Consider the following 14,137-nt stretch of genomic DNA (forward strand, 5'->3'; position numbering starts at 1 on the left):
TGTGCGGCCCGAGGTTCGGTGGCGGGTGCAGGAGCGGCGGTTGCGGGGGCTTGTCGGGCGGTTGTTGGGGGCTGGGGGGCTTCAGGCGGCTCGGTTGCGGGACGTCGGGGTGGGGGGTGTGGGGGATGTCTCGTTGGATGAGCTTTGGCGGTTGCCCTTTGTGACCAAACAGGACCTTTGGGATCACTATCCGGATGGGATGCGGACTGGTGAGCCGATCGTCTGCATTCACGGGTCCTCGGGGACCGGAGGGCGGCCCACGTTGGTGCCCTATACGGCGCACGACGTGGATGTGTGGGCCTCGGTGATGGCACGTGCGCTCGGGGGTGCGGGGGCCACGCGCGGGAGTTTGATTCACAACGCGTACGGCTACGGGCTGTTCACGGGCGGCCTCGGGGTGCATCACGGGGCTATGCGGTTGGGGGCGACCGTGTTGCCGCTCTCGGGTGGGATGACCGAGCGGCAGGTGCGGATGGTGGCTGATCTGCGGCCGGATGTGTTGTGTTGCACGCCCTCCTACGCGATCCACCTCGGGGAGGCTCTCCAGCGGAACGGGGTTGAGTCGAGTTTCAAGGTGGGGGTGTTCGGGGCTGAGCCCTGGACGGAGGGGATGCGGAGTCAGATCGAGCAGCTGCTGGGGCTCAAGGCGCTGGACATCTACGGGTTGAGCGAGATCATCGGACCCGGAGTGGCCTGTGAATCGCTTGACTCCCAAGGGATGTTGAACGTCGCCGAGGACCACTTCCTGGTCGAGGCCATCGACGAGCACGACAACCCGGTGCCGGACGGGACGCCGGGGGAACTGGTGTTCACGACGTTGACGAAGACGGGTATGCCGTTGCTGCGCTACCGGACCGGGGACATCGCGACCCTTGCGCCGCCCGTGCCGGACAGCCCGCGCACGCTGCGCCGGATGAGCAAGGTCCTGGGGCGTCGGGACGACATGCTGGTCATCCGCGGTGTGAACGTGTTCCCCACCGAGATCGAGGCCGTACTGCTGGCCGACCCCCGTGTCAGCCCGCACTACCTGATCGTCGAGGACCGCCGTGCCCGGCCCGAGCTGTGGGTCGTGGTCGAGAGCAACGGCGAAGGGGTGCAGGAGCACTTGACCCGAGCGCTGAAAGAGCGACTCGGACTGACGTGCAAGGTCGTGGTCGTGTCGGAAGGCACGGTGCCGCGGACGGAGACCGGCAAAGCCCGGCGGCTGGCCCGGTGGACCGAGGGCGAGCCGCCGGTGCCGGGCCTCATCCCACCAGCTTCTTGATCCAGTTCTCGTCGCCCACGTCGACGCCCTGGCCGTTGTGCGCCACGCTCGGCGTGCCCTTGAAGAACGGCTGCTGCCGGACGGCGTCCAGCTCGGCCTGGGCGTCCTTCTCGTGGGTCCCCGCGTCGACGCACGGCTTGAACTTGTCGGCCGCCAGACCGAGGTCGGTCCCGAGCTTCACCAGCTCGTCCTTGGTGTACCCCGGGCCGCCCTCCTCGGGCTGCGCCGCGAACAACGCCTCGTGCAGCTGCCAGAACTTGCCCTGGTCGGCCGCGCACAGCGCCGCGTTGGCCGCGTCCCGCGAGTAGCCCTCGGGGTCGGACAGCTTCACCAGGAACGGCAGCGCGTGGTACCGGACGCGCAGGGTGCCCTTCTCGATCTCCTGCTTGATCTCGGCGCCGTAGATCTTCTTGAACTGCCCGCACGCCGGGCACAGGAAGTCCTCGTACAGGTCGATGGTGGCCTTGGCGGTGTCCTTGCCCACCACGACCACACCGCCCTCGCGGACGATCGGCGCGTTGACGCCGGCCACGTCGGTGGGCGGCTTCAAGGAGTCCGAGGACGACGACCTGGACGTCCAGATCACCCCGCCGATGACCACCAGCGCCAGCACCACGACCACGACGACGCCGATGACGACCTTGTTCCGGTCCCCGCTCGACCCGCGTGCCGCGGCCACCGCCTTGGCCGCCTGCTGCTCCTGCTTCTTCTTCCGAGCGTTGCGCTCAGCGCCACCCACGTCGCTTTCCTCCCGGTCAACTGCGCCCGCAGGCTACCGAGGGATGCTGAGTGGAACCTGAGCGCTCACGCGTCCGGCTGACGCGGACGACCCGCCAGGCGCTCCCCCGTGGGCACTTCGGGACCCTCGTCCATCGCGCCGCACTCGTTCGCCACGGCCTCCGCGACGTGCTCGGACGGCTCGCGCGGCAGGGTCTCGGGGGCGAACAGCCAGAACACCAGCGCCACCAACATCATCGACCCCGTAAGGGTGAACGCCGCGCTGTAGGACACGTGGTCGACCAGGAGCCCGGCCAGCAGCGGACCGATGATCGCGCCGCAGTCGCCGACCATCTGGAACGCCGCCAGCACCGGCCCGCCCTTGGCCTTGGCGCCGATGACGTCCGCCACGACCGCGTTCTGCGGCGGGTTGAGGAGGCCCGCGCCGATCCCGGACAGCAGCGACGCGGCCATGAACATCGGCACGTTCGTGGTGAACCCGAGCCAGATGGTGCCGCCGGCGGACACCAGCAGCCCGGCCAGCGCGACCGGCTTGCGCCCGATGCTGTCGGACAGCTTGCCGGAGATCATCAGCACGGCGGCGTTGCCGGCGGCGAACACCGACAGCGAGATGCCCGCCACCGCCGGGCTCCCGTACAGCGCTTCCACCACGAACAGCGGCACCAGCGAGATCCGCACGCCGAACACCGCCCAGGCGTTGGCGAAGCCGGACGCGAGCGTCGCACGGTAGGCGGACGAGCCGAGGGCCTGGCGGACGGTCATCGTGGCCTGTGGCGCGGAGTCCAGAGCGGCCAGCGTGGACCGCCGCAGGAACCACCACACCACCAGGGCCGCGATGATCAGCGCGACCGCGTAGACCACGAACGGGACGCGGATGGAGATCTCCGCCAGGCCCGCGCCGACGATCGGTCCGGCGATGTTGCCCAGCAGGAACCCGGTCGCCCACAGCCCGGACGCCCGCCCGCGCAGGGGCGCGGGGGTGATGCGGATGAGCAGGCCCACGGCGGCGACGGTGAACATGGTCGAGCCGACCCCGGCGAAGGACCGGAACACCAGCAGCTGCCAGTACGCGGTGGCGAAGCCGCAGGCGGCCGTGCCCAGCGCCACGATGAGGATGCCCCACACGTAGATCCGGGTCTCGCCGAACCGGGTCACCAGCCGCCCGCTCATCGGCGCGAACAGCAGCCGGACCAGGGCGAACGCGCTGACGATCGCGGACACGGCGGTGGTGCCGACGTCGAAGCCCTTGGCGTAGGCGGGCAGGACGGGAGCGACGATGCCGAAGCCGATGGCGATGATGAAGCTCGCCGCGACGAGCACCCACACCTCGCTGGGCAACCGGGGCTTGGACTTGGTCTCGATCCCCGGCACTGGGCACCCTCCGCTCTCCGTTAGCTGTGCTAAGGATATGCGAAGGGGCAACTAATTACTCAATCCAACAGTTCGTCGACTCTGCGTGCATAAGCGGTTACGGGATAACCACTTCCGAACCCGCACGCCTCCGCGAACCGCTCCCCCGCGCCACCCTCGGCCACGTGCGCGGCCACCAGCAACGCCCCCAGATCGCGCAAAGCCGCCACACAACCGCTCACCAGCGCCGTCCCCACCCCGCGCCGCCGCCGGGCGGGCCGCACCACGACGTGCTCGACCAGCCCGACCCCGCGGTCGCCGAACCCGCTCGCGAACCCGGCGAGCCGGTCGCCGTCGTCCACCGCGAGGAACACGCACCGCGGGTCGTCCAGCCGCTGCCACAGGTGCTTGGCCAGCCGCACGGGTTCCGCGCCCAGGTCGTCGGCGAGCAGCGCGGCCATGCCGTCGAGGTCCGCGTCGACGGCCCGCCGCACCGACGGCGCCACCTCCGCCGGCCCCCGGTGCACGACCGCGAGCGCCTCCTCGACGGCGTACCAGCCGGCGTCGTCGGCGATGCCCTCGATCTCGGCGACGGTGGTCGGCGACGCGTACACCACCGCCTCCGCCCGACCCACGTCCGCAAACGTTTGCTCCAGGCGCATCAAAGTGCCCGCGACCTCGGCGGACGACCCGTCCAAGGCGCACGCGTGGTTGCCGCCGGGCAGCGGGTTGTCCGGGTTGACGACGACCTGGGCGCAGCCCACCCGACCGATCCGCCCGTACCGGACGGCGCCGGACGCCAGGCGCGCCGCCTCCACCAGTCCGGCCAGCTCGCGGGCGCGGTACGGGTCGAGCAGCTCGGGGTCGTCAGGATCTCTCAGCGGGTCGACCACGGTCCCACCCTCGCACCCCGCCGGTCACCCACGCACGTCACGCCCCTTCCAGGTGGCGCCGCCGCCCAGCGTCCGCACCGCCGTGTCCAGCGCCAACACCCCGAACGCGACCGACGCGACCGGTCCCAGCACCGCCGCCGCGCGCGGCTGCCCGACGCGCCGGAAGTACGCCCAGTGCGCCAACGCCTGCCCCAGCCACGCGATGGCGCCGGGCTTCGACCCGCGCAGCGTCGTCACGATCGGCACCACCCCGTAGGCGAGGTGCGCCAACCCGATGGCGCTGAGCAGCAGGAACGCGGTCGTCGGCCCCTGCTCGGACATGCCCGCGGTGAGGCTCTTGCGCATCGACCGGTACGTGAGGCCGAACGTGGCCAGGCCCGACGTGTGCAGCGACTCCCCGGTGTCCACCAGCCGCGTCCGCCCGCCGCTGTCGCGCACGAGCGTGGCGAAGTCGATGTCGTCGCTGCGGGACCCGGCGATCGCCCGCCACCCGCCGGCCCGCTCGCACGCCTCGCGCCGGACCAGGATGCAGTGCCCGATGGCCAGCGCCTTGCCACGGCTGCCGTCCACCGAGCCGCCTTCGAACAGCACCGTGTTCACCGGCGGCAGCAGCAGCCACCAGCCCGCGTTCGAGGTGGTCGACCGGCCGGCCGCGGACACCAGGTCCACGCCCTCGGCCCGCGCCGCCGCGATCAGCCGCCCGACCAGGTCCGGCGCGGCCTCGGTGTCCGCGTCGACGTAGAGCAGCCAGTCGGAGCGGGCGTCGGCGGTGCCCACGTGCAACGCGTGCACCTTGCCCGCCCACCCCGACGGCGGACCGGAGCTCACCACGAGCCGGACGCGCGGGTCCTCCGCCGCGTGCCGGCCCACGATCTCGGCGGTCCGGTCGGTCGAGGCGTCGTCCACGACCACGATCCGCAGGTCGCCGTACTCCTGCGCGCGCAGACCGGCCAGGCACCGGTCGATCGAGGCCTCCTCGTCGCGCGCGGGCACGACCACGGTGACCGAGCCGCCGTCGACGGCCTCGCGCGGCAGCTCCCGCACCTGCCGCCACGTCCTGATCGTCCACGCCGCACGGGCCAGCGTCACCGCCGCGCCGAGGACACCCCATTTCCCCATGCGTCCACATTGGCACACTGGCTCACCGTGGAGCTGCCGATCACCGGGGTCTTGGACGAACTCGTGCGCACCCTGGACGCGCACGGGACCACGGTCCTGGTCGCCCCACCGGGCACCGGCAAGACGACCCTCGTGCCGTTGGCGCTGAAGGGTCGCGTGGTCGTCGCGGAACCCCGGCGCATCGCGGCCCGCGCCGCCGCCGCGCGGATGGCGAGCCTGCTGGGCGAGCCGGTCGGGAAGACCGTGGGCTACTCGGTGCGCGGCGACCGGAAGACTTCGCGCGACACGCGGATCGAGGTGGTGACGTCCGGCTTGCTGGTGCGGCGGTTGCAGCACGACCCGGAGCTGGCGGGCGTGGACACCGTGCTGCTCGACGAGTGCCACGAGCGGCACCTGGACGCGGACCTGCTGCTGGCGTTGCTGCTGGACGCGCGGGCGGGCCTGCGGCCGGACCTGAAGCTGCTGGCGACCTCCGCGACGGTCGCGGCGGACCGGCTGGCCGCCCTGCTCGGGGACGCGCCGGTCCTCCGCGTGACCGCGCAGACCCATCCGCTGGAGATCGCGTACACGCCACCGCTGCGGGGCGAGCGGATCGAGGCGTGCGTGGCGCGGGCCGTCCGCCGCGCGCTGTCCGAAGTGGACGGTGATGTGCTGGCGTTCCTGCCCGGGGTGGCCGAGATCCGCCGCTGCACGGCGTTGCTGGACGGCGTGGACGTGGTCCCGCTGCACGGCCGGCTCGGCTCCGGCGTGCAGGACGCGGCGCTGCGCCCCGGCACGCGGCGGCGGGTGGTGCTGGCGACGGCGATCGCCGAGTCGAGCCTGACCGTGCCGGGCGTGCGGGCGGTGGTGGACTCGGGCCTCTCGCGGGTGCCTCGGGTGGACCACCTACGCGGTCTGTCCGGGCTGGCGACCGTGCGGGTGAGCGCGGCCGTGGCCGACCAGCGCGCGGGTCGGGCGGGTCGCGAGGCTCCGGGCCGGGCCTATCGGTGCTGGCCCGAGCACGAGCACAGCACGCTGCCGCGCTACCCGGAGCCGGAGATCCGCACCGCCGACCTGACCCGGTTGGCGCTGGAGCTGGCGTGCTGGGGCGTGCCCACCGGCGAGGGCCTGAGCTGGTGGGACGCTCCTCCACCGGGCGCCCTCGACGCGGGCCGCTCGGTCCTGCGCGCGCTGGGCGCCCTTGATCCGGAGATCACCGACCGGGGCCGCAAGATGGCCGACCTCGGCCTCCACCCCCGCCTGGCCCGCGCCCTGCTCGACGGCGCCGCGCTGGTCGGCCCGCGGAAGGCCGCCGAGGTGGTGGCCGTGCTCGACAACGACCGCACCGCCGCGAGCGTCGAACTGTCCACCCGCGACGCCGACCCGCGCGAAGCCCGCCGCCTAGCGGCCCTGGTCGAGGCCCCACAGGCCACCAAGCCGGTCGAGGACCCCGTGGCGTTGGTGGTCGCGCTCGCGTACCCGGAGCGGTTGGCGCGCAGGCGGTCCCCCGGTTCGCCGGTCTACCTGATGGCGGGCGGGACGGCGGCGGAACTGCCGGCGGGGGCGTTGAGCGACGCGGAGTGGCTCGCCGTCGCGGTCGCCGACCGGGAGCCGGGGCGCAGCCACGGGCGGATCCGGCTGGCCGCGCGGGCGTCGGAGGAGCTGGCCCGCCAGGCCGCGCCGACCCTGCTCGCCGAGGAGGACGACGTCCGCTGGGACGGTGACATCGTCGCGAACCGCGTGCTCAAGCTGGGCGCGATCACGTTGGCGGCCAAACCGTTGCGCGACCCGGAGGCGACCAGGTCCGCGCTGCTCACCGGTCTGCGCACCGAGGGTCTGGGGCTGCTGCGCTGGTCCGCCGACGCGACCCGGACGCGCGAGCGGCTGGCGTTCCTGCACCGCGTCCTGGGCGAACCGTGGCCCGACCCGACCGACGACGCCCTGCTGGCCGTCCTCGACCTGGGCACGGCCCGCCGCCGCGCGGACCTGGCGAAGATCGACGCCGAGCCCGCGGTCCGGGCACTGCTGCCGTGGCCGGCGGCGGCGAGGTTCGACGAGTGGGCGCCGGACCGGCTGGAGGTGCCGTCCGGGTCCCGCATCCGGGTGGACTACTCGGGCCCCGAGCCGGTGCTGCCGGTCAAGGTGCAGGAGGTGTTCGGCTGGACCGACACGCCCCGGCTCGCGGACGGCCGCGCCCCGGTCGTGCTGCACCTGCTGTCCCCGGCGGGCCGACCGACGGCGGTGACCGGCGACCTGGCGTCGTTCTGGCGCACCGGGTACCCGCAGGTCCGCGCGGAGCTGCGGGGCCGCTACCCCAAGCACCGCTGGCCGGAGGACCCGTTCACCGCCACTCCCGCCCGCCGCTAGCTACTTGACGGCAGCCGTCAAGTACTTGACGATGGTCGTCAAGGAGGTGGGTCATGCTCGCGGACCAGATCGCCGCGGTCATCCGCACGCGGCTGCTCGACCCGGTCGAGATCCTCTTCGGCGACGCCGCCGACCTGCCCGACCGCGTCGACGCCCTGGCCCGGCGGACGGCCGAGGTGATCGAGGGCGACGACCACCCGGCGGCCGTGCACGCGCTCGCCCGGCTGATCGGCGCGCTGTACCCGGGCGACGGCCCGTTCGACCCGCCCGCCGACTGGTGGCGCACCCCGCTGGGCCGCGCCACCGCGAGACGCGTCGGCCACCCGGCCGCGCGGTCGGTGTCGTACTCCGTCGCGGGCGCGATGTTGGGCGTCACCAAGCAGGGCGTCCACGACCTCGTGCGGCGCGGGAAGTTGACCAGGGACGCCGAGGGCGGCGTCACCACGGACTCGGTGAGAGCGAGGTTGAACGCGTGAAGGTGCTGGCGTTGCACGGTGCGGGCGGGTCGCCGTCCGATTGGGACCCGGTGGTCGAGGAACTGCGCGGCGTCCACGAGGTGATCGCATTACCGCTGGAAGGGCCGTGGGACTGGGAATCGGTGCTCGACCGGATCGAGCCGCACGCCACCGACAACCCGGCGGTGCTGGGCATGTCGCTGGGCGGCATGGTCGCGGCGCTGTGGGGTCGGCGGCACCCCGAGTGCCCGGCCGTGATCGACATCGACGGGCACGGCGTGCCCACGCAGCCGCAGCGGCACGTGGACCCGGACCTGGCGGCGATCGCCGACCTGCGGGAGCGGTTCAAGGCGTACGGGCAGCCCGAACTCCAGCAGGCGATGGAGGAGTTGGACTGCTTCGAGGTCTTCCGGGAGGTCCGCTGCCCGATGCTGCTGGCCGTCGCCACCAAGCCGTTCCCAGGTCAACTGCTGTTCGACAGCTACGCGGCGGGCCTGGAACGGGACCTGCCGACCCTGCCCGCGAACATCACCGTCGAGCGCTACGACGACTCGCACGCCGTGCTGGCGACCGACCCGCACCTGGTCGCGACCCTTGTGAAGGATTTTCTGAAACACCGCTAGCCTCGGGTGACATGACGATCACCCGCCGTGCCCTCTTAGGTGCCACCGCCCTCACCCTCTTAGGCCCCAAGGCCAACGCCACCACCTCGCACGTCCCCGCCGTCGTCGTGGGCAGCGGGTACGGGGCGGCGGTGTCGGCGCTGCGCCTGGGCGAGGCGGGCATCCGGACGCTGGTGCTGGAGATGGGTCAGCGGTGGGACACGCCCGGCCCGGACGGCAAGGTGTTCTGCGGGATGCTCTTCCCCGACCACCGCTCGATGTGGTTCAAGGACCGCACCGAGGCCCCGGTCAACGGGGTCCTGTTCCTGGACCTGGCGAACCGGCCGATCCGGCGGCACGCGGGCGTCCTCGACCGGGTGAACTTCCCGGGCATGGGCGTGTACGTCGGCCGGGGTGTCGGCGGCGGGTCGCTGGTCAACGGCGGCATGGCCGTCACCCCGGACCGCGACTACTTCACCAGGCAGTTCCCGACCGTGGACGCGGCGGAGATGTACGACCGGTTCTACCCGCTGGCGAACCGGATGCTGCGGGTCAACGACATCCCCGCGCCCTACTTCGAGGCGAGCGACTACTACCGGTTCTCCCGGCTGTCCCGGACGGCGGCGGCCCGCGCCGGCTTCGACACCACGTTCCTGCCCAACGTCTACTCGTTCGACTACATGGCGCGCGAGGAGCGGGGCGAGGTGCCCAAGTCGGCGCTGGGCACCGAGGTCATCTACGGCAACAACCACGGCAAGTTCACCCTCGACCAGGGCTACCTCGCGGACGCCGTGCGCACCGGCAACGTCACCATCGCGCCACTGCACCAGGTGACCCGCATAACCCGCCAGGGCGCCGGTTACGCCCTGGCGGTCCGCGAGAGCACGCCGGACGGGGCGGTCGTGGCGGAGAAGCACGTGACGTGCGACCGACTGTTCCTCGGCGCGGGCAGCCTCGGCACCACGGAACTCCTGCTGCGCGCCCGGGACACCGGCGACCTGCCGGACCTGCCCGCCGAGGTCGGCGAGGGCTGGGGCCCCAACGGCAACGTCATGGTCGCCCGCAACAACCACCTGCTGGAGCCGACCGGTTCCCGGCAGTCCTCGATCCCGGTCCTGGCCATCACCGACCCGTCCCGCCAGGTCCTCGCCGAGGTCGCGCCCGTGCCCGCGGGCATCGAGACCTACGTCAGCCTCTACCTGGCGATCACCCGCAACGAGGACCGCGGCCGGTTCACCTACGACCCGGCAACCGACCGGGCCGTCCTCCAGTGGCAGGGCACCCAGTCCACCCTGGCCGCCTCCGGCACGTTCGACCAGATCAACGACGCCAACGGCACCACGTACCGCTACGACGTCTTCGGCGGCGGCAAGGCCTTCGCGGACGACTTCTGCTACCACCCGCTCGGCGGGGCGGTCCTGGGCAAGGCCACCGACACCCACGGCCGGGTGAAGGGGTACCGGAACCTGTACGTGACCGATGGAGCCCTGATTCCCGGCTCCCTGGGCGTGAACCCGTTCGTCACCATCACCGCGCTGGCGGAACGCAACCTGGCGACGATCCTGCGCGAAGACCGCTGACGACAACGGCGGACGTCCCGAGTGGGGACGTCCGCCGTTCGAGGTGGAGGTGCCGGGAATCGAACCCGGGTCCTCTGCCGTTTCACCAAGGCTTCTCCGTGCGCAGTCCGCTACGCCTCTACTCGGCCCCGACGATCACGCGGACAAGTCGTCGTGACGGGCCCAGTCACTGTGAGGTGTCCCTACCGCTCCCCGTGACCGGGAACGGAGGTGAAGCCCCCTAGCTGATGCCGGCGACCGGAGCGGAGGCACCACCGGGCCGACAGCGTCGCTCCTAGCCTCAGGCGGCGAGGGCGAACGCGCGCTGGTCGTTAGACTCGGCGCTTATTGGTTTGCGATGACGCTTGCGGTGGTCTCTCGCCTGCACCGGCACGCTTCCCTTGGATCAACGCACAAAGTCGAAACCGTTCACCCCCTGGTCGGTAGTTCCTCACCATCATAACGTCCGCGACCGGCCGGTTCATTCCAATACCCTGGTAGGGCTGTCCCCACCCCCCGAACGCCGGTCGACCTGATGGTCCGCGGCCACACGCACGGGTGATGCTGGTCGGGCAACATCAGGGCGTGAAGGTGGGGAACACACATGACTGAGCGGGCCAACCCCGACATCGCGAGGACCAGCGGGTACTTCCTGCTCAACCTCGTCACCGGGCTGTTCTGGTTCTGCCTGCTGGTGCCGCTGCTGGCCGTGAGCGTCGGCACGATGGTGGTCTGGGTCGGGTTCCCGCTGCTGGCGCTGACCCTCGTGCTGGCCCGCGCCGCCGCGACCGCCGAACGGTCCTGGCTGCGGGTCGCGCTGGGGGTCCACATCCCCCAGCCCTACCGGCCGCTGCCCGAGGGCAACACCTACCAGCGGGCCAAGGCGCTGATGACCGACCCGGCCACGTGGCGCGACTTCACCTACTGGCTGATCATGCTCCCGCTCGGGGTCACGGAGTTCGCGCTGGTCGTGGCCCTGTGGCCGGCGGTGCTGGGCTTGGTGTTCTTCCCGTTCTACTACAACTACCTGCCCGCGACCTTCGAGATCACGCTGGGCAACTCCGTGTGGCTGCTCGACTCCATCCCGGAGGGCATCGTGGTCACCGCGCTGGGCATCGTGCTCGCGATCATCGTGATGCCGCTGGTCAAGGGCCTGGGCCGGGCGCACGCGGCCCTCGCGCAGGGACTGCTCGGACCGTCCCGCACGGCCATGCTGGAGGCCAAGGCCGACCACCTGTCCGCCAGCCGCGCCCGCGGTGTCGAGGCGGCCGAGGCCGAGCGCCGGCGCATCGAACGCGACCTGCACGACGGCGCCCAGCAGCGACTGGTGGCGGTGGCGATGGGCCTGGGCCGGGCGCGCAACAAGATGGAGACCGACCCGGAGGCGGCGGCCGAACTGATCGCCGAGGCCCACGCCGACGCCAAGCTCGCCATCTCCGAACTGCGCGACCTGGCCCGCGGCATCTACCCGTCGGTGCTGGGCGACCGGGGCCTGGACGCCGCCCTGTCGTCCCTGGCGGCGAAGTGCCCGATCCCGGTCGAGGTCTCGGTGGACGTCGACCCGCGCCCGCCGACAGCGGTGGAGAGCACGGCCTACTTCACCGTCGCCGAGGCCCTGACCAACATCGCCAAGCACGCCGGCGCCACGCAGGCCGCGGTCCGCGTCAGCCGCACCGAGAACTCCGTGGTCGTGGAGATCACCGACAACGGCCACGGCGGCGCCCAGGTGCGTCCCGGCGGAGGCCTCGCGGGCTTGGCGGACCGGGCTGCGACCATTGACGGCGTGGTCGTCGTGGTCAGCCCCGAAGGGGGGCCGACCGTCATCCGAACGGAGCTGCCGTGCGCGTGGTGATCGCCGAGGACTCGGTGCTGCTCAGGTCGGGCGTGGAACGCCTGCTGGCGGACGAGGGCATCGAGACCGTGGCGGCCGTCGAGGACGGCGAAGCCCTGCTCGCCGCCATCGACCAGCACAAACCGGACCTGGCCCTGGTGGACGTGCGGATGCCCCCCACCTTCACCGACGAGGGCCTGCGAGCGGCGATCGAGGCCCGCCGGCGGGTGCCGAACCTGCCGGTGCTCGTGCTGTCGCAGTACGTGGAGGAGCGCTACGCGGTCGAGCTGCTGGCCGGCGGCGCGAACGGCGTCGGCTACCTGCTCAAGGAACGGGTCTCGGACGTCTCGGAGTTCGTCGCGGCGGTGCGCCGGGTGGCCGAGGGCGGCACCAGCATCGACCACGAGGTCATCACCCAGCTCATGGTCCGCAGCCGCCGCAAGCCGGTGGACTCCCTGACGCAACGCGAACGCGAAGTCCTGGGCCTGATGGCCCAGGGCTTGTCCAACACCGCCATCGCCAAGTCCCTGGTCGTCTCGGACGGCGCGGTGGAGAAGCACGTCGGCAACATCTTCGCCAAGCTCGGCCTGGAACCCAGCACCTCGGAACACCGCCGAGTCCGAGCCGTCCTGGCCTACCTGGACATCACCGGCTAGAGCCGCAGCAGGCGGGCCGCGTTGTCGTGCAGCACGGCCCGCAGGAAGTCCGCGCCGAGCCGGTCGTCCGCCGCCGCCCACGACTCGATCGCGTCGAGCTGCACCCGGTACTCGTAGGGGATGTTCGGGAAGTCCGACCCGAGCACCACCCGGTCCGACACGTCGACCAGCCGGGACGCCCAGTCACGCGGCAGCGCCGCCTGCGCCTCGGTGAACGGCACGCCCACCATCGTGGTGTCCAGGTGCACGCCGTCGTACCTCGACACCAGGTCCAGCGCACCCGAGTAGTCCGGCATACCGGCGTGCGCCACCACCGCCACCAGCGCCGGGTGTCGCTTGAGGACCTCTTCGAACACGTCCAACCCGGTGTGCGAGCCGGGGATCGGCCCGTGCCCGCAGTGGACGACCACCGGCACCGCGGCCTCGGCGAGCAAGCCCCAGACGTCGTCCAACAACTGGTCACGCGGGTCGTACGAACCGACCTGCACGTGCGCCTTGAAGCACCGCGCACCCCGGGACAAGGCACGCGAGACGTACCCCGACGCCCCGGGCTCGGGGAAGAACGTGCCCGTCGGCACGGCCTCGGGCACCGACGTCCCGAACTCCAGCGCCCACTCCGTCAGCCACTCCGCCATGCCCGGCTTGTGCGCGTACACCAGCGGCGCGAAGCCGACCACGCCGAACGACCGCAGCGCGGCCAACCGCTCCGCCTCCGGCAACCGGTAGTGGATCGGCCAGGACACGCCGTAGTGCTCCGAGGCCGCGTCGAAGTACGACCACACCTTGTCGAGCACGCGCTCCGGCATGAAGTGCACGTGCATGTCGACGAGGTTCAATAGCGGCCCTTGAGAGCGCGCCCGTGCGCCTTCTGGATCTCCCGCTGAGCGTCCCGCTTGGCCAGGTCCTGCCGCTTGTCGTAGGCCTTCTTGCCGCGCGCGAGCGCGATCTCGACCTTGACGTACCCGTCCTTGAAGTACATCTGCAACGGGATCAGCGACAGACCGCTCTCCTTGGTCTTGCCGATCAGCCGCTCGATCTCCTTGCGGTGCAGCAGGAGCTTGCGCTTGCGGCGGACCTCGTGGTTGGTCCAGGTCCCGGCCACGTACTCCGGGATGTGCAGCGCGTGCAGCCAGATCTCGCCGTCGTCGACCTGGGCGAAGGCGTCCACAAGGGACGCCCGGCCCATGCGCAGGCTCTTCACCTCGGTGCCGACGAGCACGACACCCGCTTCGTAGGTGTCGAGGATGGTGTAGTCGTGCCGAGCCTTGCGGTTCGACGCGATCACCTTCTGACCGCGTTCCTTGACCATGCCGAAACCTTACGT

At 71.8% G+C, this 14,137-nt stretch carries 13 protein-coding genes and 1 other RNA gene; 7 read left to right on the forward strand and 7 right to left on the reverse strand.

The genetic code is table 11. The features are described from left to right. Positions 1 to 199: 199 nt before the first annotated feature. Positions 200 to 1,264 (forward strand): phenylacetate--CoA ligase family protein, encoded by a 1,065-nt coding sequence (locus WBN91_RS11425; RefSeq protein WP_337724136.1) that lies wholly within the window; start codon positions 200 to 202, stop codon positions 1,262 to 1,264. Here WBN91_RS11425 and WBN91_RS11430 read toward each other — a convergent pair. From WBN91_RS11430 to WBN91_RS11445, 4 genes are all read right to left on the reverse strand, one after another. Next, positions 1,245 to 2,003: a DsbA family protein gene (locus WBN91_RS11430; RefSeq protein WP_337724091.1), complete on the reverse strand. Its 759-nt coding sequence runs from the start codon at positions 2,001 to 2,003 to the stop codon at positions 1,245 to 1,247. The genes WBN91_RS11425 and WBN91_RS11430 overlap by 20 nt on opposite strands. Positions 2,004 to 2,068: 65 nt before the next feature. Next, entirely contained in the window at positions 2,069 to 3,373 is a 1,305-nt protein-coding gene (locus tag WBN91_RS11435; RefSeq protein ID WP_337724092.1) for an MFS transporter, read from the reverse strand. A 59-nt stretch (positions 3,374 to 3,432) separates the two neighbouring features. Then, positions 3,433 to 4,245, reverse strand: coding sequence for a GNAT family N-acetyltransferase (locus tag WBN91_RS11440; protein ID WP_337724093.1), 813 nt, complete (start codon positions 4,243 to 4,245; stop codon positions 3,433 to 3,435). 24 nt (positions 4,246 to 4,269) lie between these two features. After that, complete coding sequence (locus WBN91_RS11445) at positions 4,270 to 5,364, reverse strand: glycosyltransferase (RefSeq protein WP_337724094.1); 1,095 nt, start codon at positions 5,362 to 5,364, stop codon at positions 4,270 to 4,272. A gap of 27 nt (positions 5,365 to 5,391) precedes the next feature. Here WBN91_RS11445 and hrpB point away from each other — a divergent pair, with 27 nt between their 5' ends. Genes hrpB through WBN91_RS11465 form a run of 4 tightly spaced genes read left to right on the forward strand, consistent with a single transcriptional unit; the run spans position 5,392 to position 10,347 of the window. After that, complete coding sequence (gene hrpB / locus WBN91_RS11450; protein WP_337724095.1) at positions 5,392 to 7,710, forward strand: ATP-dependent helicase HrpB; 2,319 nt, start codon at positions 5,392 to 5,394, stop codon at positions 7,708 to 7,710. A 53-nt stretch (positions 7,711 to 7,763) separates the two neighbouring features. After that, entirely contained in the window at positions 7,764 to 8,186 is a 423-nt protein-coding gene (locus tag WBN91_RS11455) for a hypothetical protein (RefSeq protein ID WP_337724096.1), read from the forward strand. Further along, complete coding sequence (locus tag WBN91_RS11460; RefSeq protein ID WP_337724097.1) at positions 8,183 to 8,788, forward strand: alpha/beta fold hydrolase; 606 nt, start codon at positions 8,183 to 8,185, stop codon at positions 8,786 to 8,788. Before WBN91_RS11455 ends, WBN91_RS11460 begins: the two co-directional genes overlap by 4 nt. Positions 8,789 to 8,799: 11 nt before the next feature. Beyond that, the gene (locus WBN91_RS11465; protein WP_337724098.1) at positions 8,800 to 10,347 is read left to right on the forward strand and encodes a GMC oxidoreductase; all 1,548 of its coding nucleotides are present in this window, start codon (positions 8,800 to 8,802) and stop codon (positions 10,345 to 10,347) included. Positions 10,348 to 10,388: 41 nt separating this feature from the next. On the opposite strand, the gene ssrA is transcribed toward WBN91_RS11465, so the two are convergent. Beyond that, positions 10,389 to 10,763: a transfer-messenger RNA gene (gene ssrA / locus WBN91_RS11470) on the reverse strand. A gap of 167 nt (positions 10,764 to 10,930) precedes the next feature. Here ssrA and WBN91_RS11475 point away from each other — a divergent pair. After that, positions 10,931 to 12,178, forward strand: a complete 1,248-nt coding sequence (locus WBN91_RS11475; protein WP_337724099.1) for a sensor histidine kinase — start codon at positions 10,931 to 10,933, stop codon at positions 12,176 to 12,178. Beyond that, positions 12,166 to 12,813 carry a response regulator transcription factor gene (locus WBN91_RS11480; protein ID WP_337724100.1) on the forward strand — a complete coding sequence of 216 codons (648 nt, stop codon included), beginning with the start codon at positions 12,166 to 12,168 and terminating at the stop codon, positions 12,811 to 12,813. Before WBN91_RS11475 ends, WBN91_RS11480 begins: the two co-directional genes overlap by 13 nt. On the opposite strand, the gene WBN91_RS11485 is transcribed toward WBN91_RS11480, so the two are convergent. Then, positions 12,810 to 13,649: an amidohydrolase family protein gene (locus tag WBN91_RS11485; protein WP_337724101.1), complete on the reverse strand. Its 840-nt coding sequence runs from the start codon at positions 13,647 to 13,649 to the stop codon at positions 12,810 to 12,812. The two genes, WBN91_RS11480 and WBN91_RS11485, sit on opposite strands and share 4 nt — an antisense overlap. Further along, entirely contained in the window at positions 13,646 to 14,122 is a 477-nt protein-coding gene (gene smpB, locus WBN91_RS11490) for an SsrA-binding protein SmpB (protein WP_337724102.1), read from the reverse strand. The genes WBN91_RS11485 and smpB overlap by 4 nt, the downstream gene beginning before the upstream one ends. Between the last annotated feature and the right edge of the window lie 15 nt (positions 14,123 to 14,137).

It is taken from the genome of Saccharothrix sp. CCNWYY140, from assembly GCF_037401995.1.
Taxonomy (GTDB): domain Bacteria; phylum Actinomycetota; class Actinomycetes; order Mycobacteriales; family Pseudonocardiaceae; genus Actinosynnema.